Annotated in this window: 20 protein-coding genes, 1 pseudogene and 1 other annotated feature; of the genes and pseudogenes, 3 read left to right on the top strand and 18 right to left on the bottom strand. The window is 39.5% G+C overall.

The window, feature by feature from the left end; translation table 11 throughout:
- Both hisS and V7137_RS15525 read right to left on the bottom strand, forming a co-directional pair.
- Positions 1-1,128: histidine--tRNA ligase (gene hisS, locus V7137_RS15530; protein ID WP_335698922.1), on the bottom strand; the 1,128-nt coding region annotated here is incomplete at its 3' end.
- Positions 1,129-1,222: 94 nt separating this feature from the next.
- Positions 1,223-1,465, bottom strand: a binding site (T-box leader).
- A gap of 60 nt (positions 1,466-1,525) precedes the next feature.
- The gene (locus V7137_RS15525) at positions 1,526-1,702 is read right to left on the bottom strand and encodes a hypothetical protein (protein WP_186328577.1); all 177 of its coding nucleotides are present in this window, start codon (positions 1,700-1,702) and stop codon (positions 1,526-1,528) included.
- Positions 1,703-1,863: 161 nt separating this feature from the next.
- Between V7137_RS15525 and V7137_RS15520 the strand changes: the two genes are divergently transcribed.
- Positions 1,864-3,399 (top strand): SH3 domain-containing protein, encoded by a 1,536-nt coding sequence (locus V7137_RS15520; protein WP_335698921.1) that lies wholly within the window; start codon positions 1,864-1,866, stop codon positions 3,397-3,399.
- Positions 3,400-3,449: 50 nt separating this feature from the next.
- Here the strand turns inward: V7137_RS15520 and dtd are convergent, their stop codons facing one another.
- From dtd to V7137_RS15490, 6 genes are all read right to left on the bottom strand, one after another.
- On the bottom strand, positions 3,450-3,893 hold the full coding sequence (gene dtd / locus V7137_RS15515; RefSeq protein WP_335698920.1) for a D-aminoacyl-tRNA deacylase: 444 nt from the start codon (positions 3,891-3,893) through the stop codon (positions 3,450-3,452).
- An 11-nt stretch (positions 3,894-3,904) separates the two neighbouring features.
- Positions 3,905-6,103, bottom strand: a complete 2,199-nt coding sequence (locus V7137_RS15510) for a RelA/SpoT family protein (RefSeq protein ID WP_335698919.1) — start codon at positions 6,101-6,103, stop codon at positions 3,905-3,907.
- 180 nt (positions 6,104-6,283) lie between these two features.
- Positions 6,284-6,796, bottom strand: coding sequence for an adenine phosphoribosyltransferase (locus V7137_RS15505; RefSeq protein ID WP_335698918.1), 513 nt, complete (start codon positions 6,794-6,796; stop codon positions 6,284-6,286).
- Positions 6,787-9,150 carry a single-stranded-DNA-specific exonuclease RecJ gene (recJ, locus tag V7137_RS15500; protein ID WP_335698917.1) on the bottom strand — a complete coding sequence of 788 codons (2,364 nt, stop codon included), beginning with the start codon at positions 9,148-9,150 and terminating at the stop codon, positions 6,787-6,789. The genes V7137_RS15505 and recJ overlap by 10 nt, the downstream gene beginning before the upstream one ends.
- Before the next feature lie 101 nt (positions 9,151-9,251).
- Entirely contained in the window at positions 9,252-11,516 is a 2,265-nt protein-coding gene (gene secDF, locus V7137_RS15495; RefSeq protein ID WP_335698916.1) for a protein translocase subunit SecDF, read from the bottom strand.
- A gap of 144 nt (positions 11,517-11,660) precedes the next feature.
- A complete protein-coding gene (locus V7137_RS15490; RefSeq protein WP_335698915.1) occupies positions 11,661-11,957 on the bottom strand; it encodes a post-transcriptional regulator in 297 nt (98 codons plus the stop codon).
- A gap of 137 nt (positions 11,958-12,094) precedes the next feature.
- Between V7137_RS15490 and spoVB the strand changes: the two genes are divergently transcribed.
- A complete protein-coding gene (spoVB, locus tag V7137_RS15485) occupies positions 12,095-13,642 on the top strand; it encodes a stage V sporulation protein B (RefSeq protein ID WP_335698914.1) in 1,548 nt (515 codons plus the stop codon).
- Positions 13,643-13,686: 44 nt separating this feature from the next.
- On the opposite strand, the gene V7137_RS15480 is transcribed toward spoVB, so the two are convergent.
- A complete protein-coding gene (locus tag V7137_RS15480; protein WP_218347787.1) occupies positions 13,687-14,346 on the bottom strand; it encodes a DUF421 domain-containing protein in 660 nt (219 codons plus the stop codon).
- Between the two features lie 233 nt (positions 14,347-14,579).
- On the opposite strand from V7137_RS15480, the gene V7137_RS15475 reads away from it, so the two are divergent.
- Positions 14,580-14,972, top strand: coding sequence for a TIGR04086 family membrane protein (locus V7137_RS15475; RefSeq protein WP_335698945.1), 393 nt, complete (start codon positions 14,580-14,582; stop codon positions 14,970-14,972).
- A gap of 49 nt (positions 14,973-15,021) precedes the next feature.
- Here the strand turns inward: V7137_RS15475 and yajC are convergent, their stop codons facing one another.
- The 9 genes and pseudogenes from yajC to V7137_RS15430 form a co-directional block, all read right to left on the bottom strand.
- On the bottom strand, positions 15,022-15,315 hold the full coding sequence (gene yajC / locus V7137_RS15470; protein ID WP_218347788.1) for a preprotein translocase subunit YajC: 294 nt from the start codon (positions 15,313-15,315) through the stop codon (positions 15,022-15,024).
- A gap of 29 nt (positions 15,316-15,344) precedes the next feature.
- On the bottom strand, positions 15,345-16,484 hold the full coding sequence (tgt, locus tag V7137_RS15465) for a tRNA guanosine(34) transglycosylase Tgt (protein ID WP_335698913.1): 1,140 nt from the start codon (positions 16,482-16,484) through the stop codon (positions 15,345-15,347).
- Between the two features lie 28 nt (positions 16,485-16,512).
- Positions 16,513-17,541: a tRNA preQ1(34) S-adenosylmethionine ribosyltransferase-isomerase QueA gene (queA, locus tag V7137_RS15460; protein WP_218347790.1), complete on the bottom strand. Its 1,029-nt coding sequence runs from the start codon at positions 17,539-17,541 to the stop codon at positions 16,513-16,515.
- Between the two features lie 156 nt (positions 17,542-17,697).
- Positions 17,698-18,702 (bottom strand): Holliday junction branch migration DNA helicase RuvB, encoded by a 1,005-nt coding sequence (ruvB, locus tag V7137_RS15455; protein WP_335698912.1) that lies wholly within the window; start codon positions 18,700-18,702, stop codon positions 17,698-17,700.
- 10 nt (positions 18,703-18,712) lie between these two features.
- Entirely contained in the window at positions 18,713-19,324 is a 612-nt protein-coding gene (gene ruvA / locus V7137_RS15450) for a Holliday junction branch migration protein RuvA (RefSeq protein WP_218347792.1), read from the bottom strand.
- 285 nt (positions 19,325-19,609) lie between these two features.
- Positions 19,610-20,164, bottom strand: coding sequence for an intercompartmental signaling factor BofC (locus V7137_RS15445; RefSeq protein WP_335698911.1), 555 nt, complete (start codon positions 20,162-20,164; stop codon positions 19,610-19,612).
- A 169-nt stretch (positions 20,165-20,333) separates the two neighbouring features.
- A complete protein-coding gene (locus tag V7137_RS15440; RefSeq protein WP_335698910.1) occupies positions 20,334-21,029 on the bottom strand; it encodes a YhcN/YlaJ family sporulation lipoprotein in 696 nt (231 codons plus the stop codon).
- A gap of 104 nt (positions 21,030-21,133) precedes the next feature.
- On the bottom strand, positions 21,134-22,123 hold the full coding sequence (locus V7137_RS15435) for a phosphotransferase (protein ID WP_335698909.1): 990 nt from the start codon (positions 22,121-22,123) through the stop codon (positions 21,134-21,136).
- Positions 22,110-22,669: pseudogene (locus V7137_RS15430) on the bottom strand (hypothetical protein); the annotation flags it as partial. The pseudogene V7137_RS15430 and the gene V7137_RS15435, both read right to left, overlap by 14 nt.

Below are 22,669 nucleotides of genomic sequence, written 5' to 3'. Positions count from 1 at the left end.
ATCAGCTGCTTTAAATTGAGCTTTAATTTTTCGATCCAAATAATCTCTTTCTGCTGAAAAACCTGCTCGTCGTAGCTGTTGTAACAATCCAACGGTATAATCTTTTGCTTCTTCCCCGAGTGCGGCAAGGTAACAATCAATGCCTTCGTTAACCGCAAGCTCAATCCCTTCTGCTTGAAGAGCCGCAATAAAGCGTTCAATACTTAACGCAAAGCCTATACCAGGTGTCTCAGGTCCGCCAATTTCTTCTGCTAAACCATTATAACGACCGCCGCCGCACAACGTGGTGATGGCGCCAAATCCCTCGGCATTACTCATAATTTCAAATGCCGTGTGGTTATAATAATCCAGCCCGCGGACTAAGTTGGGATCCACTTCAAAAGGAATATCCAATTGGGTTAAATACTTCTGTAATTTTTCAAAATAGGTTTTAGAATAATCATTTAAGAATTCAAGAATGGATGGTGCAGTCTTCATTAGCTCATGCTCGCGGTCCTGCTTACAATCCAAGATTCGGAGCGGATTTTTTTCAAGACGATTTTGACAGTCATGACAAAATTCACCGATTCTTGGTTTGAAGTGATTGACAAGCGCTTCACGGTGGGCATTCCGACTTTCTTTATCTCCAAGGCTATTAATAATCAGTTTCAGCTTTTTTAAGCCCATTTCTTTATACAAGTTCATTGCGAGCGAAATGACTTCTGCATCTATGGCAGGGTCATTACTGCCTAATGCTTCAATGCCAAATTGGACAAATTGACGAAAGCGGCCTGCTTGTGGACGTTCATATCTAAACATGGGTCCCATATAATACAGCTTCACTGGCTGACTGGCGAGCCCAAACATTTTCTTCTCCACATAAGAACGAACTACCGCTGCGGTACCTTCTGGTCTTAGTGTGAGACTGCGTTTGCCCCGGTCTTCAAATGTGTACATTTCCTTCTGAACAATATCAGTACTATCGCCAACGCCTCTTGAAAAAAGATCGGTATGTTCGAATATTGGCGTACGAATCTCTTTATATTGAAATTTCTCACATAGTTCACGGGCTTTTGCTTCAATCAATTGCCACTTTTCTACCTCACCAGGTAAAATGTCTTGCGTTCCTCGAGGAATGCTTATGGACATAGTGGAAAACCTCCTTATTTTTTCTTATGTAAATAGACAGGACGCTTCCGCATTTCCTTTAAAAAACAAAAAACTCCCATCCCTTGTATGAAATACAAGGGACGAGAGTTTGATTTATCCCGCGGTGCCACCCTAGTTGAAGGCATAAAACAATATGCACTTCCTCTTTAACAGTTAACGCCTGCTACGTTCATCTCCTACTAGAGGGAAACCTTTTTCAGAGAGAAGCCTACGGAGTGTTCCTTCATTAAGTTTCATGTAGAAATGCTTTCAGCCAGGGACATTTCCTCTCTTTTCATGAATTTGCTTAATTACTATGCTCCATCATTGGTATATCACAATATGTCATTTTATTTAATTAATATTACGGAGCATTGCTGGTATTGTCAATAGCCATTTATGATCTTTCTAAATGTTTTTTTAACTTTCTGACATCACCCATCGTTATTCCAAATTCTGATGCAAGTTCAAACGAGGTTGCATGCTGTTCCTTTTGAATAAAATCATGAAAATCAACACCGAAAAGCCGTCCATCCATTGATTGGATGTTCATTCCTTTTTCACTTGCTCTCATTCCTAATCACCTCAGCCTTTACTTCGATATTGATAGTATCTCCACCATTAGTGAAAAACTTGCATATGGATAAGTATTTCTCACTAAATTGGACAAAATTAGCAATTAAGGAATGATTTTCAGCTTTTTATACGCTAAAATAAATAGAAAAGGAGGTTGTTATGGTCAAAAAATTTAGTTTATTGCTATTATCTATTATTCTTATTTTTGGCGCTTTCATGCCTCAAGGGAAAAGTGTGGCATCGACGGGGTCGATTACTATTTCCACTGATTTTATCAATGTTCGCGGCGGTCCTGGCCTTAGCTACCCCCTCATAAAAACGGTAAATCGGGGCGAAAAGTATCCGATTGTGAATGAACAAGGTGATTGGATTGAAATTCAATTAGCATATGGTCAAACGGGATGGCTAGTTAATTGGCTAGTCACCAAAGAAACAGATTCAATTAAGATGGATGTCCTAACAAATTCTACAGTAAAAAATACTACAGGTATTGTAAACGGTGATACCTTAAATATGCGCAAGGAACCATCCACATCAAGTCCCGTTATTGGGAAACTTACCAATGGGACAAGTATAAATATTTATTCGCAGCAAAATAATTGGTTTGAAGTTGGCTTTTCTAATTTAAGGGGATGGGTTCTTTCTGAGTTTATTGACAGCCAATCAACAGGTGCCCCATCCTCAGTTCCCCAAAAGAATCGCTACACTGGAACAGTAACAGCTAACAGTCTTAGTGTCCGCTCAAGCGCTTCATTAAATTCAAACCTTATTGGTTCTGTCACCATGGGACAGAGTTTTACGATTGTAGAAGAAAAGAATAATTGGGCAAAAATAGAATTTAAGTCTGGTAGTTTCGGATGGGTAGCTGGTTGGTTTCTTGAGAAAAAAGCTTTGGAATCCCAAATTGGACAAGCCGTGAAGGAAAGTATCATTACGATTGTACATAACGGCACAAATATCCGAAAAGGACCAGATGTCCAAACAGATGTTGTCGAGCGTGCCAATCAAGGAGGTACTTATTCCGTTAAACGGGTCATCAACGACTGGTATGAGATTAAATTAAAAAATGGACAAACAGGATATATTGCCGGCTGGCTTGTTTCTATAAACGGAACCAAACCACAGATTCAAAAGCCTGGTGCCGAAGAATATCTTAAAAATAAAACGATTGTTCTTGACCCAGGACATGGCGGCACTGATAAAGGGGCAACAGGAGTCAGCGGAATGTATGAGAAAGATCTTACTCTCCGAACTGCGCAGCTTTTAGCAGATAAATTAACAACCGCAGGAGCTACTGTTTACATCACGAGAAAAAATGACTCCTATTTACAACTTGCCTCTCGAGTGAACTTAGCACGTACCTACAATGCGGATGCCTTTATCAGCCTCCATTACGACAGCAATTTAGACCCAAGTGCCCGGGGAATGACTGGCTATTTTTATCATTCCTATCAACAAGCCTTGGCTGAATCGGTTTTCGCTTCCACAATTGGGCAAACGAAAATGAAAAGTCGCGGCGTTCGTTTTGGCGATTTCTATGTGATTCGTGAAAATAGTCAAAAAGCTGTTTTATTGGAGCTTGGCTATTTAAGCAATCCAGAAGAAGAAATGTCCATAAAATCACGAGGGTTCCAAGAAAATGCCACTGATGGTGTTTATGATGGATTAGCCAGATATTTTAAAGAAAACCCATAATGGCACTAGATAAAAAAAGGCTTAGCACTTATTTAAGTGCCAAGCCTTTATTATGATTTACTTTCTAAAATCAACGTCACCGGACCGTCATTAATTAGTTCGACATCCATCATGGCACCGAATCTGCCGGTTTCCACACAGATACCTTTTTCACGCAGCAAGTTATTAAAAACCTCATAAAGTTCAACAGCTTGTTCTGGGCGTGCGGCATCCATGAAGTTTGGTCTTCTTCCCTTTCGGCAATCACCGTAAAGTGTAAATTGCGATACAGAGAGAATTTCTCCACCAACATCCAGTAAAGACAGATTCATTTTTCCATCTTCATCGTCAAAAATACGGAGATTGACAATTTTATCAGCAAGATAGGCGGCGTCCTCTACTTTGTCATCATGGGTCACACCGACAAGTAAGACTAGCCCTTTTGTAATTTGACCTGTTACTTCCCCGGCAACAGTTACGCTGGCACTTTTACTTCGTTGAACTACAACACGCATTTCGATACTCCTTAATTCATCATACGACGTACAGAATAAATATCTGGGATCTGTTTAATTCGCTCGACCACCTTTTGCAAGTGGGCCACATTGTGGATGGCAATCGACATGTTAATCGTGGCCATTTTATTTCGATCCGTTTTACCAGAAACAGCTGAAATATTGGTTTTCGTTTCGTTAACCGCTTGAAGTACCTCATTCAGAATCCCTCTCCGGTCGTATCCACTAATTTCAATATCAACATTATATTCTTTCCGGTCATTTAAAGAAGATTCCCATTCGACCGGAATTAACCTTGATTGAGCATCATTTGAGTCGATATTCGTGCAATCTGAACGATGTACGGATACCCCACGACCCTTGGTAATAAAACCAACAATCTCATCTCCTGGCACTGGGTTACAACATCGAGATAATCGAATGAGTAAATTATCAATGCCAGAAACACGGACACCGGATTCTCGCTTTTTCGTCGCTGGGAAGGTTTTTAGATCCGTAATTGCATTCGTAATATTCGAACTCTGTTCTTGATCTCTCTTTTTGCGCCATTTCTCAGTTAGACGGTTGGCCACTTGTAAGGCGGATACACCATTATAACCAACCGCTGCATACATATCTTCTTCACTGGAAAAATTAAACTTCTCAGTAACCTTTTTCAGATTGTCCGACGTTAATATTTCTTTAATATCGAATTCCATATTACGGATTTCCTTTTCTACCAACTCTTTACCTTTATCTACATTTTCATCACGGCGCTGCTTCTTAAAGAAGGCCCGAATCTTGTTTTTCGCTTGCGAAGTTTGCGCGAGCTTCAACCAATCTTGACTTGGACCATAAGAATGTTTCGATGTAAGGATTTCGATAATATCTCCAGTTTTGAGTCGATAGTCAAGGGTAACCATTTTGCCATTCACTTTTGCACCTATCGTCTTATTGCCGATTTCAGAATGGATACGATAAGCAAAATCAATAGGAACAGAACCAGATGGCAACTCGATCACATCACCTTTTGGCGTAAAAACAAACACCATATCGGAAAATAGGTCAATTTTCAATGACTCCATAAACTCTTCCGCATTGGCGGTATCATTTTGAAACTCAAGGATTTCTCTAAACCAGGTCAATTTTTGTTCGAAGGAAGTGGTTTCGTTAATCGCCTCTTTACCCTCTTTATACGCCCAGTGAGCAGCAACCCCGAATTCTGCAATCCGATGCATCTCATTCGTTCTAATTTGAACCTCAAGTGGGTCTCCTTTTGGACCGATTACGGTTGTATGCAAGGATTGATACATATTAGGCTTCGGCATGGCAATATAATCCTTAAATCGACCAGGCATTGGCTTCCAGCAAGTGTGAATGATCCCTAAAACGGCATAGCAATCTTTAATACTGTTCACGACAATACGAACTGCTAGCAAATCATATATTTCACTAAACTGTTTATTTTGCAAAGCCATTTTTCGATAAATACTATAAATATGCTTAGGACGGCCGGAAAGCTCTGCTTTAATGGCTACTTCTCCCATTCGGCTCTTTACTTCTTCAATAACATCCACTAAATATTGCTCGCGTTCGGCTCGCTTCTTTTTCATTAAGTTTACAATTCGATAATATTGCTGCGGATTTAAATATCTTAATGCTGTATCTTCTAGTTCCCATTTAATCTTAGAGATACCAAGACGATGTGCCAAAGGTGCAAAAATTTCAAGTGTTTCGTTTGAAATCCGACGCTGCTTTTCTAAAGGAAGATGTTTAAGCGTCCTCATATTATGCAATCGGTCGGCAAGCTTAATAAGAATAACTCGGATATCCTGAGCCATGGCCACAAACATTTTTCTGTGGTTCTCCGCTTGCTGTTCCTCATGAGATTTGTATTTAATTTTCCCTAATTTTGTTACGCCGTCGACAAGCATCGCCACTTCGTCATTAAAAGCTGTTTCAATATCCTTTAAGGATACATTTGTATCTTCAACGACGTCGTGAAGAAAACCAGCAGCGACCGTGGCAGGATCCATCTCCAAGTCTGCTAAAATGCCAGCAACCTGGATGGGATGAATAATGTAGGGCTCTCCCGATTTTCTATATTGTTCACGATGAGCATGTTTTGCGAATTCGTAGGCATTTTTCACCAATTCAACATGATCCTCATTTAAGTAGTTCCGAGTCTTGTCGATGACTTGGTCGGCTGTCAACACTAAATCATTCGCCATGAAATCACCTTTATTTTCGTCTCAATTTATTTATATAAATGTCATTCACAAAAAATTTGTTCTTTAATATGAATGATTGTTACTATTATCGAAAAAAATAGCCAAGATGTAAAGGGATTGAGATGTTTTTTTTATTATATAAAGAGAGCACTCGCCTCCCGAGTGCCCTCATCAATGGTTTTAATAATGCATTAATGTTAAAACATCATAACCATCAAGTTTTTGTCTGCCTTCTAAATAGCTTAACTCAACTAAGAAAGCAATACCTGCAACGATACCGCCAAGTTGTTCCACTAATTGAATCGTAGCATCAATGGTTCCGCCAGTTGCTAACAAGTCATCCGTAATAAGGACACGCTGTCCTGGCTTAATCGCGTCTTTATGGATTGTTAGTGTATCTTTCCCATATTCAAGGCCATAACCCACTTTAATGGTTTCCCTTGGAAGCTTACCTTCTTTACGGACTGGGGCAAAACCAATGCCTAAAGCGTATGCCACTGGACAGCCAATTATGAAACCGCGGGCTTCAGGTCCAACGATAATATCAATCTTACGTTCTTTGGCGTAAGCAACGATTTGGTCTGTTGCATATTTATATGCTTCACCATTATTCATTAAAGGAGTAATATCTTTAAATTTAATTCCTTTTTTTGGCCAGTCAGGCACGATAGTAATAAAATCCTTTAAGTCCATTCTGTAATTGCCTCCTCAATTTCAACCGACTCTTGAATTACTTGATCGAACCAGCCTTTTAATTCTTGAAAGGAAGAAAATAATAACTCTCTTTCAAGCTCATATTGTGCTTGTTTTAGTTGATAGGTTCTAGAGTCTGTTAAGTCACGCTTTTGCGCTTCAGTTTTTAAAGTTATAAATCCATTGTTTATTGTAACAAAATCTAGGTCAGAAAACACCTTTGACATAAAGTTTATGGTCTCCTGCGACCAACCTCGGTGTTTAGCAAGGACATCGCCATCACGTTTCAGATCAATTGGCCCTTTCTTTAAGAGAAAAGCATAAAACCATTTAAAATGATCACGTGTCGGAACGGTGCTGAAGAAATCACTGGATTCTTTATAGAAATAGGCATAAATCCTCGCCGGTTGTTTCCCTTTAAATAAACACTTAAGGATCTCTTTTGATGTTGGAAAATCAATTAAAACAATATTTTCCATACTTCCATTAAAGGCTTTGGCTTCATCGATATCTTGAATCAGAATCGTATCGGGCATCAAAATAGGATTTATTTTTTCAAGGTGTTCTTTATTGAAAATAATAAATTTCCTGTTTTCTGCCGGTACTGTATGAGAAAGACTGTTGATTCGCTTCTGGCCGCGATAATCAAATAATTGCCATGACTCTACTGCGATATCATGGATGAAAATTTGTGGTTTACGTATATTGTTCCATTCGTTAACCGATAATTCTCCGATTAATGAAATTTTTGATGCAGGTGAGATATGGTCTACCAAGTGGCCTAAGCCAAAGCCTACCCCATCCAGATTCGCATCTTTTTCATTTACAAGCAGCTTTAAATGGTTTTGTTCACTGCCTATTTTTCTGATACTGGTAATGTCAACATTATTGATTAACACCTTTGGCTTAGGGTTGTCCATGCCAAAAGGAGCTAACAGGCTCATTTCATCTAATGCGGATAAATTAACATGTTCAAGTTGGATTTCCTCATCAAGAAATGTCACCGGTACAAAATCTTCGTCGGTAAGCTGCTCTTTTGCCAGTATATTTAATCTTGTGCGAAGTTCAGCAACATCATCTAGTTTTAAGGTCATACCGGCTGCCATTGGGTGCCCCCCAAAGTGAGGCAAAATTTCACGGCAGGTTGATAAATTCTTAAAGAGGTCAAATCCAGCAATACTACGGGCAGAACCCTTTGCGACCCCCTTTTCTGGGTCAAAATTTAAAACGATCACCGGCCGATAATACTTTTCAACCAGCCTTGAGGCAACAATACCGATGACACCGGCATTCCAGCCTTCTTTACCGATGACAAGGACTTTATTTGTCTCGATTGGGAAATGCTGTTCAACCTCTTCCATCGCCTCAGTCGTAATCGCATTGACAATTGATTGTCTTGACTTATTAAGGGCATCCATTTCCTCCGCCAGGTTCTCTGCTTCGATTCGATCATCAGTTAAGATAAGCTGTACGGCAAGGTCAGCATCTTCTAAACGACCCACGGCATTAATCCTTGGTGCGAGGGTAAAACCAATCGTTTCTTCATTTATTGACATGGGATCAACCCCTGCCAGTTTCAATATGGCTTTAAGGCCAATATTTTTGGTTGTTTTTAAATTTTCGAGTCCTTTTTTGGCGATTAGGCGATTCTCATCTTTTAGAGAAACTAAATCCGCTATCGTCCCAATTACAGCAATTTCCAACAAATGCACTGGTACTTTTCCGTAAAGGGCATGGGCTAATTTAAAGGCTACACCCACTCCAGCCAACTCACGAAACGGATAGGTACTATCTGGGAGCTTTGGATGAATAATGGCAAGCGCCGTCGGTAATACTGGGCCTGGCTCATGATGATCTGTAATAATGAGATCTAGTCCAAGCTCTTTGGCAATGTTTGCTTCATGGACGGCTGATATTCCAGTATCCACCGTAATAATTAAATTTATTCCGTTTTCCGCTGCTTGACGGAAGGCTGTCTCATTCGGACCATAACCTTCAGTGAAGCGGTTTGGGATATAAAATTGTACATTTGCTCCAAGTTCACGCAGCGTGATCATTAATACCGACGTACTGCTTACTCCATCTGCATCATAATCACCGAAAATAAGAATCTGCTCTTGCTGTTCGATGGCTTGATGAATTCTATTAACTGCAATGTCCATTCCTTTTAAAAGAAAAGGATCGTGAAACTCTTCCTTTCCAAATAAAAAATACCGTGCAGATTCAACGGTATCAAAGCCACGTTTGACAAGCAGTGAAGCGACAAGAGGCGTAATATTTAATTCAGTTTCTAGCTTTTTGATAAGTTGCTCATCGGATTTACGAACAATCCATCTTGTTTTGGAACTTAACATGTGTATGTTCACCCCTCAGACCTTCTCATTATACAGGAGTGTGGTAAAGGATTCAATCAAAAGAAAAGCGGACGCCCCCATAAGGATCGTCCGCTCTTATATTATACTTGTGGTTGATCAGAGTATTTTCTTTTCTCTTTTACCGTTTTAATAACGCCTTTCTTCTTCAACTCTTTACATTTCAACACATACCATAAAGAACCTGCGACAAAGACGGAGGAATATACGCCGACAATTAATCCAACGAATAAGGCAATGGAGAAATTACGAATTGATGGGCTTCCAAAAATCATTAAGCATACTGTCGTAATGAGAACTGTTAATACGGTGTTAAATGACCGAGTTAACGTTTGACGAATACTTACATTTACTACATCAGCAATATCCTGAACTGTTTTAAGCCTTTTTTTCTTTTGCATATTTTCGCGAACCCTATCGAAAGTAACAATTGTATCATGGTTTGAGTAACCAATAATGGTCAAAATCGCGGCGATAAAGTTTAAATCTACTTCAAGTCTTGTAATACTAAAAATAGCAATCATAAAAAATGCATCATGAAGGATGGCAGCAACCGCTGCAATTGCCATATAAGCTTCAAATCGAATGGAAACGTAGAGTATAATACCAATTGATGCAATTAAGACAGCAAAAAAGGCATTTTTCGCTAATTCCTTTCCAACAGTTGGAGAAACGGTGCTGACATTCGGCTCAAAGCCAAATTGCTTTTTAAAATCTGCTTTTAATGTAGCAATTTCATTTTTTGACAGTACCCCAATCATTCGGACTGCCCCAATTTGCTTTTGATCACCCGAAATAACGACATCATCTGGAGTTAAATGTAGTTTGGTAAATGCATTTTCAACCTGGGTAGTTGTTAACGGTGTTTTGGATTGAACCTCTACTCGCGTTCCGCTTGAAAAATCAATTCCTAAATTCATACGGAAAATAGCGATAATGATAATACCCGCAACAATGAGAACACCCGACAGCATAAAAACTTTTTTCCTAAGTTTAACAAAATCAATTTTATCAAAACGAGTAGGAAGATCGATTGTATCAACGTTATCGTTAATGGATTTAATTTGAGATGGGCGTACAGAAAACCATCCTGGTTTGTTATTTAATAAACCGCTGTGGACCCAAAGCCCAAGCAATAGTCGTGCACCATAAACATTCGTGAGAAAGCTCATAAGAACACTCACGATTAACATAGTTGCAAACCCTTTTACAGAGCTTGTCCCGTAAAAGAATAGTACGCCTGCAGTTAAGATTGTCGTTAAGTTTGCATCAAGAATAGCTGTAAAAGCATGCTGCTCACCAGCTTGGAACGCTGATTTAATACTTCTGCCGACCTTTAATTCTTCTCTTATCCGTTCATACGTAATGATGTTGGCGTCGACAGCCATACCAACCCCGAGAATAATCGCAGCAATTCCCGGTAAAGTCAGGACCCCGTTCATCCAATCGAAAATTAAGAGAACGAGATAAATATAAATCGATAAAGTAACGGTGGCAATGAGACCTGGAAAACGATAATAGAAAACCATAAACAGATAAATAATGATGACACCAATGATTCCAGCTAAGATCGTATCATGTAATGCCTGTTCTCCGAACTTGGCTCCGACGGAAGTGGAGTACACCTCATCAAGTTTAACTGGTAACGACCCTGCGTTTAAAAGAGATGACAAGGTTTGAGCTTCTTTCGCTGTGAAACTACCAACAATCGAAACCGTATTTTGATTAAATATTTGTCTAACAGTTGGAGCTGACAAATATTTTGGGTTCTCTTTTTTTACTTCCTCTTTAAAAGAGTCTTTTCCCTCTTCAAAATCAAGCCAAATAACAAGAACATTATTTGGAGCCATATTCATAATCTCTTCCGACACCTTACGGAATTTATCCGCACTCTTTAATGTTAAAGAAACACTTGGTGCTCCGCTCTCATCAAAAGTTTGCTTGGCACCACCCTGTTTCAGATCAGCGCCATCCATCATCAAACGATCATTAGCATCACGGAAAGTAAGATTGGCCTGAGTAGATAAGATTTCACGGGCTTTATTCTGGTCAGTCACCCCTGCAAGCTGAACTCGAATCCGGTTATTCCCTTCAATTTGAATATTCGGTTCGCTTACACCAAGGACATTTATACGCTTATCAAGTGCCTCAGCAGTACTGGCCAATACCTCTTTGTCAATTTTTTGGCCTTTCTTAGCAGGCTTAACATCGTACAAAACCTCAAATCCACCTTGCAGGTCTAACCCTAGTTTAATATTGTTTAAAATGTTCTTGGTTGTTGCTCCCATTGTGCTTCCAATTATTAGAACCACAAGAAGGAAAGCAACGATTCTACTACGCTTTACCATTATGTATTGTTCCTCCTTAATGCATGTGCAATCGCACTGTTCCGTCTAAACCTTATACATGAATAAGAAAAAAGTCACTTCCTTCATTATGAAAGAAGTTGGATTGCCTGTCAATTTACAATAATTATGAATATAAATAGGATTCTATTTTAAAAGCTCTTTCCATTCATCTTCATCTTCCAAGGAGAATTCGGAAGTTTTATATGCCTCAATTGTCGCAAAGTGGATATAATCACTAGCTTTAACAGATAGTATTTCTTGGATCATTTCGTACAGTTTCATTTCTTCTTTCCTTTTTCTCCACTTTTTCTTAATTAAAAAATCCCAAAATTCCTGCTCCGATACAGAATCAAGCCCTAGCAGCTGAAACTCCATAAGTTTACTCGCTACGGCTGGTTGGACCTGGGTGCGTAAATGTTCGAATCTGTGACTATCATCCATTATGATTGCCTCCTTGGAAAATATCCCCTTGAATTGATCCTTGCAAAAAGCTATTACTACTTGTCATGCTTTGTCCACCCTTGTGCATATAGTTAATTGTATATGAATTCTTCTTATTTGAGAAGGTGGGAATCAGTATGTCGAAGTTTTTAAAAGGGACTTTTATCCTATTAATTGCAGGCCTGGTCACAAGAGTCCTGGGTTTCATTAATCGGATTGTTATAGCTCGCAGTATCGGGGAAGAAGGCGTCGGCTTATACATGATGGCGTTTCCTACATTTATCCTTGTAGTAACGTTAACTCAAATGGGGCTGCCAGTAGCTATTTCAAAAAATGTGGCAGAGGCAGAAGCCAAAGGAAATTTCGCAGAGATTAAAAAAATCCTTGTCGTCTCCCTTGCGACAACGATTTCACTGTCCCTTATTTTTACCCCGGCACTACTTTTACTTGCACCACTGCTTTCAAAAACATTGTTTACTGACCCACGGACCTTTTATCCCTTAATTGCAATAGCTCCAGTTGTTCCCGTGATTGCGATTTCTTCGGTGCTAAGAGGTTACTTTCAAGGAAGACAACAGATGCGTCCTTCCGCAATCTCACAGATTTTAGAACAATTTGTTCGGATTTCACTGATTGCTGTCATGACAAAAGCGTTCCTGCCTTATGGAATCGAATATGCAGCGGCAGCGGCCATGGTGTCTTCTGTAATCGGCGAACTTGTCTCACTCGTTTATTTAATGACTACCTTTAAATTAAAAAAACGATTTAAATTGCGGAAAAATTTCTTTCAATTTGTTAACAGTGGAAAACAAACATTCAAGGATCTCATGGATATTGCCATACCAACCATGGGAAGCCGGATGATAGGATCGGTGGCATGGTTTTTTGAACCCATTGTTGTTGTCCATAGCTTAGCCCTTGCAGGTGTTGTTGCCGTTGAAGCCACAAAACAATACGGTGCCTTAACTGGTTTTGCCATGCCGCTGTTGATGTTACCATCTTTCATCACCTTTTCTTTAGCTACTTCACTCGTCCCAGCGATTAGTGAAGCCAATACCCAAAACAACAAAAAGTTAATTGAATACCGATTACAGCAAGCACTGAGGTTTGCGTTTTTATCCGGTGGATTGGCCGTCGTTGTTCTCTATGTGCTGGCTGACCCGTTAATGCAACTTATGTATGGATCTGCAAAAGGCTCTTATTTCATTCGGTTGATGGCTCCTTTCTTCATCTTCTATTACTATCAAGGACCATTGCAAGCAGTATTACAGGCATTAAATCTTGCTCGAGCGGCGATGATTAACAGCCTTATCGGCGCTATCGTTAAAACAGCAGTTATCTTTTTACTGGCATCGCAAGCGACATTTGGGATAAATGGGGTTGCACTAGGGATAATCGTCGGCTTTGTCTTAGTAACAGTTCTTCATTTTGCTACGGTATTAAAAAAGATTTCCTTTTCCTTCTATGTTCGCGATTATGTAAAAGGATTTTTGGTTATGGGTGGCACTGCCTGGCTTGGCTATTGGGTATTTGCACATCTTTTCCTACAAGAACCGTTATCGATTAGGGTCTTAGTTTCATTACTAGCCATGACCGTTTCCTATATCATGATGGTTCTATTGTTAGGTTTGATTAAAAGGGATGAGCTAAAACGGATTCCATGGGTCGGAAACATATTTGCTTAAAACCAGACCATAAAAATAAGACACGCTCTCGCGTGTCTTTTAGTTTATTCATCCTTTAAGTCGATAAAGAATTTTCCATTTTCGAAACTACAAAAAGAGATCTTCTTAACATCTCGATAGCCCTGTTTTTTTAGCTCCTGCCGAAGCCAAAGATTTGTTTTATTAATTCTTTTCAAATTTTCTTCTTCAATATTTCCATCCATTATTAATGGGATCGTAATATCACCTTGCTTAGAGTCTTTGTCATTATTCTTTAATTTTTCAATCACTGACAAACTACCTGATGATTCTAGAATCGCAAACTCTACGTCGGCAATACTACGAATGTCCTTCTCACGGAGCTGGGTCATTAAATCATCAAAATTATATCGCTGTTTCCGCATTGCTGTCTCATCTATTTTCCCCCTATTAATAATAATGCTTGGCTGCCCATCAATAAGATTACGAAATTTTTTATTTTTCAAAGAAATAAATGCAGACAATATTTGAATTACCATCAATAAAACCATAGGGATTATGGTATGGAAAAGTGGTGTTTTTGGTTTTTCAATTGCTACTACGGCCATCTCGCCAATCATTATGAAAACCACAAGATCTAAAATACTTAATTCACCAATTTCCCTTTTCCCCATCACACGAAAAATGATTAGGATTAAGCAATAGAATACTAGCGTTCGTAACATTATCGTTACATAATCCTCCACAACCGTCGCCCCTTTATTTACATTCAATGATAGTGTTTGCATTTTGGGATAAATAATGAGCGGAATAAATTACCAAAAACTTCTTCATCTTGAAAAGGAATGATATTTTGATTCTACTTTTCCCCTTCCACGAATACGCTTGTACTAGGAAGAAACTTATCTAGGTTCTGGCAGTATAGAATTTAATCAATAAAAATGCCGACCTAAAGGGTAATTGAAGGGGGAGAGTTAAAATCGAATCGAAAAGCTTAGGTACTTCCATTCTGTACGGATTAATTTTTATCCTTGTTTTTGCTGTAATTAGCAGTCTAATATTTGCCTTTATACTTAGGTTTACGTCTGCACGTGAAGTATCATTACAATACGTAATTACTGCATTATCCTTTATCGGGCTATTCGGAGGCGGTTTTCTGTCTGGTGGAAAAAGAAAAGAAAAGGGCTGGCTAATTGGTGGGTTAACGGGATTAATCTACTCGCTCATTGTCTTTTTATTCCAATACTTAGGATATGATCGCTTGTTTAACTCCGAACAAGTAATTTATCATACTTGCTACACATTAATTGCGATGATGGGTGGCATTTTAGGGGTAAACATTTCGACAAACAATTCTCGGAGATCTGCTTAATATAAAAATGAAAGGAAGCCATGCATCATGACTTCCTTTTTTGTTGTTACTATTTTGTTAAGCTAACGCTGCTTTCGCCTGCATCAGCTGTGACTTCACGAATAGCATTACGATCAAATGTAAGACGACTTCCGTCACCACATTTAATTACGGCTTTATTATCATCAATTGAATCTATAAAACCATGCAGTCCACCAATCGTGACGATTTTATCACCCTTTTTTAAATCGTTTTGCATTTTCTGAACAGCTTTTTGACGCTTTTGCTGCGGGCGAATTAAAAGGAAATAAAATAACACAAACATTAATATTAATGGAATGATTGTACCAATTCCTCCAGACATCCTGTTTCCCTCCTTTCAATAAACATCTATTAGAAATTTTTCGCGTTCGGTTTGTTAAAACCGTAACGTTCAAAAAATTCTTCTCTAAAATCACCAAGCCGGTCTTCCATAATGGCTTGTCTGACCTTCTCCATTAATCTTAACAGAAAATAGAGATTATGGTAAGACGTTAAGCGAATTCCAAACGTTTCATCACATTTTATTAAGTGACGAATGTATGCACGGCTGTAATTTCGGCATGTGTAGCAATCACAATTTTCATCTAAAGGACCAAAATCTCGAGCATATTGTGCATTTTTTACAACAAGGCGGCCTGTACTGGTCATCAATGTACCATTTCTAGCAATCCTTGTTGGTAATACACAGTCAAACATATCAATTCCACGAATGGAGCCGTCGATTAATGAGTCTGGTGAACCCACTCCCATTAAATAGCGTGGCTTATTAGTTGGTAAAAGTGGTGTCGTAAACTCAAGGACACGATTCATGATATCTTTTGGTTCACCTACTGACAACCCGCCTACAGCATAACCTGGGAAGTCTAAGGAAACAAGGTCTCGCGCACTTTGTTTGCGAAGTTCCTCATATTCTCCTCCTTGGACAATTCCAAACAAGCCTTGGTCATTTGGACGGCTATGGGCAGTTAAACAACGCTCCGCCCAGCGTGATGTTCGCTCAACAGATTTTTGCATATACTCATATGTGGCAGGATAAGGCGGACACTCATCAAAAGCCATCATAATATCCGAACCAAGGGCATTTTGAATTTCCATCGCCTTTTCTGGTGATAAAAACAATTTTTCACCACTCATATGGTTACGGAAATGGACACCTTCTTCTTCAATTTTACGGAATTCACTTAAACTAAAAACTTGGAACCCACCTGAATCTGTTAGGATTGCTCGATCCCAATTCATAAATTTATGTAATCCGCCAGCTTCCTTGATAATTTCGTGTCCAGGTCTGAGCCATAAATGATAGGTGTTACTTAAAATGATCCCAGCACCCATTTCCTTTAAATCTTCGGGTGACATTGTTTTAACCGTTGCCAGTGTACCTACAGGCATAAATGCAGGGGTGTCAAACGATCCGTGCGGGGTATGTACTTTGCCTAGCCGGGCCCCTGTTTGTTTACATGTCTTAATTAATTCATAACGAATTGCAGTCAATATTTTTTCTCCTTCCTAATGCATAACGTTAGATGATCAACATTGCGTCACCAAAACTAAAGAACCGGTACCGCTCAGTAACAGCAGTTTGATAGGCATGTAACACATGTTCTCTGCCTGCTAACGCACTGACTAGCATAATTAAGGTTGATTTTGGCAAATGAAAGTTGGTAATCATCCCATCAATCGCTTTAAATTCGTACCCTGGATAAATAAAAATATTCGTCCAGCCACTGCCTTCAACAAAATGTCCATCATTTGCTGAAGCAATGGTTTCGAGGGTTCGTGTGGAGGTAGTCCCAACTGAAATAATTCTGCCCCCATTACTCCGTACTTCGTTAAGCAGCCGTGCTGTCCCCTCTGTAACCATATAAAATTCGGAGTGCATATCGTGCTCTAATACATCATCGACACTTACAGGCCGGAAAGTCCCAAGTCCTACATGAAGGGTAATAAAGGCGATATGTACTCCTTTTTCTTTTATTTCTTCTAATAAGCTGTCTGTAAAATGAAGACCTGCGGTAGGCGCTGCAGCTGATCCAGGTTCACGTGCATATACAGTCTGATATCGATCTCTGTCTTCAAGCTGCTCTTTAATATAAGGCGGCAGCGGCATCTCTCCTAATTGGTCAAGGACCTCATAAAAAATGCCCTCATATTTAAATTCTAGAACGCGCCCTCCATGGTCCGAAGTTCCTGTGCAAATGGCTGAAAGCAGGCCATCACCGAAATCAATTTCTGTTCCTTCTTTTACTCGTTTGGCCGGCTTGACAAGGGTCTCCCAACGGTCACCTTCCAGTTGCTTTAAGAGTAAAACCTCTATTTTGGCACCTGTATCTTTTTTGACACCAAAAAGACGTGCTGGAAGTACCTTTGTATCATTTAGTACAAGGCAATCTCCTTCACGCAAATATTCAATCACATTTTTAAATACTTCATGTTTGATTTCGCCTGATTGTTTATCAAGGACCATTAATCGGCTGTCAGTCCGATTATGAAGCGGAACTTGTGCAATTAATTCCTCAGGCAAATGAAAATCAAATAAATCTACCTTCATATTATGACACCCTAATCTATTTTTTAATAAGAAAGCTGTATTAAACTAGCATGTTGATTTCCGCTCTAGGCGCGTGCGGTTCGCGGGCGGCTTTAACAGAGCCAATAAGAAAAGCGAAATCCTATACTTGTTGGAATTTCAGCAGCGTTCAATACTTTAGTTGTGAGGAGGTACTTCCATCCCAAAATGGTGATAGACCAATGGAGTTACTACCCTGCCGCGTGGGGTTCTTTGTAAAAAACCAATTTGCAGTAAATATGGTTCGTACACGTCCTCAATCGTTTCAGATTCTTCCCCAATTGAAGCGGCAATGGTATCAAGGCCAACGGGTCCACCGCGAAATCTTTCAATAATGCCTTTTAGCAGTTTATGGTCGATATGATCTAACCCAAGTTTATCGACTTGAAGGAGTTCTAGAGCTTCTCGTGCAAGGGCAAGAACAATCGTCCCATTCCCTCTTACTTGAGCAAAATCTCTCACCCGGCGAAGGAGACGATTGGCAATCCTCGGGGTTCCCCGCGATCTCCTTGCTATTTCTGCTGCTGAGAGGTCATCGATTTCGGTACCGAACACTTCAGCAGTCCGAAGCACAATATTTTTCAATTGGTCTTCCTTATAATACTCGAGACGACTTAAAACTCCAAACCGGTCGCGTAATGGGGCCGATAATGAACCAGCCCTCGTTGTCGCGCCCACAAGTGTAAACGGTGGGAGATCAAGACGTACAGACCTCGCACTTGGTCCTTTCCCTATAACAATATCAAGACAAAAATCCTCCATCGCTGGATATAGTACTTCTTCAATGGTCCGTTGCAAGCGGTGGATTTCATCAATAAATAAAACATCTCCAGGCTCGAGCGCAGTAAGAATCGCTGCTAAATCACCTGGCCGTTCAATTGCAGGTCCTGAAGTGGTGCGGATGTTTACACCCATTTCATTAGCAATAATCACGGCAAGGGTCGTTTTCCCCAATCCAGGCGGACCATAAAGAAGAACATGGTCTAATGTTTCATTCCGCATTTTTGCCGCCTTTATATAGATATCAAGATTTTCCTTTACCTGATCCTGTCCAATATATTGACCTAGAACTTGCGGCCTAAGGCTTTGTTCTATGCTCATCTCGCTCTCGTTGACGTTACTAGAAACAATCCGATCTTCCATGAATTATCACCTATTTTAAAAGCCGCTGAAGCGCTTTTTTAATGTATTGGTCAGTAGACATTTGTTCTTTTCTTAATTCAGGAGTAATCTTTTTGATTTCTTTCTCGGAATAACCCAATGCTTTCAAGGCAAGAATCGCTTCTTCTAAGTTCGAGTTACCAGATTGTGTTTGTAGTTGAAGTTGGTCACTATTAAATAAATTAGGGAAATAATCTGGAACGATGTCCTGTAATTTTCCTTTTAGGTCCAGGATCATTTGACGGGCAGTCTTTTTGCCAACCCCAGGGAATTTTACGAGGAAGCTTTCATCTTCATTTTCAACAGCCGTCACTACTTGTTGGACTTCGCCTGAAGCAAGAATGGCAAGGGCACCTTTTGGACCAATTCCGGAGACATTTAATAATTTCGTAAACAGCTTTTTTTCTTCTCTTGTTTCAAATCCGTAAAGGGCGATTATATCTTCACGAACATAATGATATGTATACACGGTTACCATTGTTTCCATTTTACCTGCATAGATAAACGGATTAGGCGTTGCGATTTGATAGCCGATTCCGTTGTTCTCAATCACAATATATTCTGGTCCGACAAATTCGACGGTCCCCTTAATAAATTCATACACTTGAATTCTCTCCCCTAGTTTTACACTGAATTTCATTCTACCATACAATTTTATGATAGTTGTAGAAAATAGCAGTTTAGAGAAACATCAAACTATTCAAGAAATTTGGAATTCGCCGATTGAACCTCGGAATCCGCTGATTGAACTTGGGGTCGCCCATTGAACCTCAAATTAACTAATATAGTTCTATCTTCCGTTGTTTCATCATTTTTTTTAACTCCCAACGACAAAAATTCAAAAAAAAACCAGGCTGAAATGATCGCATCAGTCTGATTCGTTGAATTTCTATTCTTTTTTTAAAGAGTATGGCTTAAATGTTTCTAAAACTTCCACATAGCGGTCCTTATTTTTAATTGGAATGCCTTGAATCAATTCTTCTTGCTTGGCACTTTCCAACTTCTTAATATCTATTTGAAAAAATGATTGAATGATTCTTAATTGGTCCGGTCTTCCATTGAAAATGCTCAAGACACCATCTTCTGTAAGTCCAAAAAAGCCATTTGCTTTTAGCAAGGGGGATATATCATTGACTTGCTTTCGAAATACAAATGTCGAGTCGGCAATGTTTATAAGCTGCCATTGATCATACTTTGCCCAAAAATTCTCCAAGGACCAGCATGTCTCATGGATCACTTCTTGACTTATTTCCCCGTCCAAATAGACCCGTTCCAAAATAACCTCCATTTTAATTGGTTCGTTTGTTTCCTCGTTCTGATGGTTTTCCATTGGGGAGGCTGAGCCAATTATGGTCATTCCCTTAGCATTCAATATAAACATGAAGAGAAGAACAGCGAATCCGGCGAAAATATACCGATACCATGCCATCCAATGATACCTCATGCGACTCACCTCTTATTGTTAAAAATTAAACATTCTATGCAGTACTAGTTTAGCCTTATTTTGCCTTTTTATCCTTCAGGCCATTTTAAAAAGGGTAAAGCCCAAATAACTTTACCCTTTACGCATGGAAGAAGGCAAAGTTTAAAAACTTTGCCTTCTTTAGAACAAATTACCTTCCGCCTTTTTCCTGCTGACTGTCATTGTAGATATTTTTGTCGCGGCCAATCGTTCCTTCATCGACTATGACCTTGACCGTTCTTCCATTTGCGTATGGCTTGACTGCTTTCCTAATCGCACTTTTAGTAGCAGAAACATTGTCAGTATCATCTAAGTTCACAGAAACAATAATCGTGTTTCCGTAAGCGACGGATCTTACGGACTGTACTTTTGAAACCGCAGCGACCGCGTTTTTGATTTTATTGGTAACGTTATCCTGAAAGTCTGGGTCGGTAGTCACCCCAGTATTTCTCGTATTTACATTCAGATGACCGTGATAATTCATATCACTTGTACTAAATCGATTATCACGTTGGAAGAAATTACGGTCTTTGGAAGCTAAAGGTTTTGTCGGATTTTTTGGATTCCCATTTTCATCCCTTGTTTGAAACTGTCTTCTTCTGTTTTCGTAAGTAGCTTGATCCTCGTCCCCAAGGGTATGGTCCATCATTTCCGTAAATGCCCCGTCATCATCTCTAAAGAGATTATTATTAGAGTTGGGGTGGTTTTCATTGGAGTAATATCCGACAGGTCTTAATGAATTATTATTGGTATCATTAACCCCTGCACGATCATTATTACTTGCGCATCCAGCCAGCCCTATCATTAATGTGGCTGAAAGAGGAATCATCCACTGTTTCCTATTCAAGCGAAAAAACCCCCTCCATTAACATCCTGAGCATGTTAGCCATGCTCTTTATTAGGGTGTTATTTTTGAGGGGATTTCATTCAGACGGATACTTCCAACTAAATTCAATCTAATAACTTCTGTAAATGTTTAATAAATTTTTTCCTTGCATAAAATTGACTGGTGTTTAGATCCATTACTTGTTTATATTTTATATGATCAGTGTACGATTTTTCACGGATCATTCGATTCCATTCCCGAAAAATATCAGCGGGATAAGCTAAGGCATATAAAAAAGCCGCTTCCTGTAAATATTTGTTTATTTGTTTAAGGCTAGAAAGTCTTTCGAATGACCAATCAATATAAGGTAATATCCGGTTGGAATATTGTAAATAATCAAATGAAGCCGGGCCAATACTGATTAAATCAAAATCAATTAGATTCAACTGCCCCTCTCTATCCCTTAAAAAATTATGATGCGCTACGTCTCCATGGAGAATAAGCGTGGGTTCTTTTTGAAAGAAACTTCGATTAGTTTCCATCCCTTCTAATGACCAGTTTGCCCAAGAAAGCATATCTGCAATATATGGCTCATTGATAAAATAGCCCAGTTGGGGAAGATTATTTGAAAATACATTTAATCTTTCCGTCCATTTTTCGATGAGGTGACCTTTTGGTAGTAACGTGCGGTAGCGTGCCTCGAACGAAGCTGTGGTTTGGTGAAATTGTTCTAATAACTCGATCCCTTCTTGGCGACTCTTATGAGAGTGGAAAGAAAATACGGATTTATTTGGAGGTATGTACTCCATACTTCCAAAGTAAGTTCCTTCAAAAAAAAGCTGTTCTCTTACAGAGGGTGTTAAAAATAAATAGGTCTTTGTAAATCCTTCTTTTTTTAAAGTGGTGGTAAATGCTTCTTGGAGTCTAAGTCTACTGTTGGTATGATACCCTTTAATGACATAAGTATTTTTCTCCGTCCTTAAATAAATAACAGATTTTCGAATCGGTACCATCTTTATGATTCTTTCATAGAACTGTGTTTGAAAATAAGAGAGGAGACGATCAAAATAATCATCGTCTCCGTTTTGTTGATTTCTCGTATTATAGACTCTCATCTTGGTAACCCGGCATACCATAAGGATTTGACCCGACCGGACCCATACCATATGGATTCATATAAGGAGGCTGTGCAGTATTAACAGGTCCTGTATATGGTGCACTGTAAATTGGCGGAGTTGGCGGGACAAAGTCCGTTGGCATTGGTGCTTGCTGTCGCATAGTAGTTGGTGCTCCACAGCCACAATCGCCCATTGCACTAGTTCCAACAGGTAATCCTTGAGTTGGCTGCATGAATGAACCCGGTCCAGTCATTTCTGGAGCTGGTACTCCCATTGGACCACTCATTTGCGGGTAGCCATAAGGCATTTGTCCATATGGTGCTCCCATACCATACGGATTTCCCATACCTGAATTTTCTGCAGTTTCAAATCCAGAAGGGCTTTCCATTGGATATCCAGTTGGCATTTGGCCGTAATCTACTGACATCTGTTCAAGACCGGCTGGCATTTGCTGACCATAGCCCTGTGGTATTTGTTGGAAACCAGTTGGCATTTGCTGACCGTAGCCTTGTGGCATTTGGCCGTATCCTGCTGGCATTTGCT

Origin of the sequence: Neobacillus drentensis (assembly GCF_036962765.1) — a bacterium.
GTDB lineage: Bacteria > Bacillota > Bacilli > Bacillales > Cytobacillaceae > Neobacillus > Neobacillus drentensis_C.
Note: the sequence above shows the minus strand (reverse complement) of the source record. Positions and strands in the feature narration are given on the sequence as shown.

Excerpts from the sequence above, each read along its gene's own strand:
- V7137_RS15520 (WP_335698921.1), top strand. The coding sequence starts at position 1,864 with ATGGTCAAAAAATTTAGTTTATTGCTATTATCTATTATTCTTATTTTT.
- V7137_RS15505 (WP_335698918.1), bottom strand. The coding sequence starts at position 6,796 with ATGGACTTAAAGGATTTTATTACTATCGTGCCTGACTGGCCAAAAAAA.
- V7137_RS15435 (WP_335698909.1), bottom strand. The coding sequence starts at position 22,123 with ATGAGAGTCTATAATACGAGAAATCAACAAAACGGAGACGATGATTAT.
- queA (WP_218347790.1), bottom strand. The coding sequence starts at position 17,541 with ATGAAGGTAGATTTATTTGATTTTCATTTGCCTGAGGAATTAATTGCA.
- V7137_RS15490 (WP_335698915.1), bottom strand. The coding sequence starts at position 11,957 with ATGGATGATAGTCACAGATTCGAACATTTACGCACCCAGGTCCAACCA.
- V7137_RS15510 (WP_335698919.1), bottom strand. The coding sequence starts at position 6,103 with ATGGCGAATGATTTAGTGTTGACAGCCGACCAAGTCATCGACAAGACT.
- recJ (WP_335698917.1), bottom strand. The coding sequence starts at position 9,150 with ATGTTAAGTTCCAAAACAAGATGGATTGTTCGTAAATCCGATGAGCAA.
- secDF (WP_335698916.1), bottom strand. The coding sequence starts at position 11,516 with ATGGTAAAGCGTAGTAGAATCGTTGCTTTCCTTCTTGTGGTTCTAATA.
- dtd (WP_335698920.1), bottom strand. The coding sequence starts at position 3,893 with ATGCGTGTTGTAGTTCAACGAAGTAAAAGTGCCAGCGTAACTGTTGCC.
- V7137_RS15525 (WP_186328577.1), bottom strand. The coding sequence starts at position 1,702 with ATGAGAGCAAGTGAAAAAGGAATGAACATCCAATCAATGGATGGACGG.
- yajC (WP_218347788.1), bottom strand. The coding sequence starts at position 15,315 with ATGTCTGGAGGAATTGGTACAATCATTCCATTAATATTAATGTTTGTG.
- V7137_RS15445 (WP_335698911.1), bottom strand. The coding sequence starts at position 20,164 with ATGAGGTATCATTGGATGGCATGGTATCGGTATATTTTCGCCGGATTC.
- spoVB (WP_335698914.1), top strand. The coding sequence starts at position 12,095 with ATGTCGAAGTTTTTAAAAGGGACTTTTATCCTATTAATTGCAGGCCTG.
- ruvB (WP_335698912.1), bottom strand. The coding sequence starts at position 18,702 with ATGGAAGATCGGATTGTTTCTAGTAACGTCAACGAGAGCGAGATGAGC.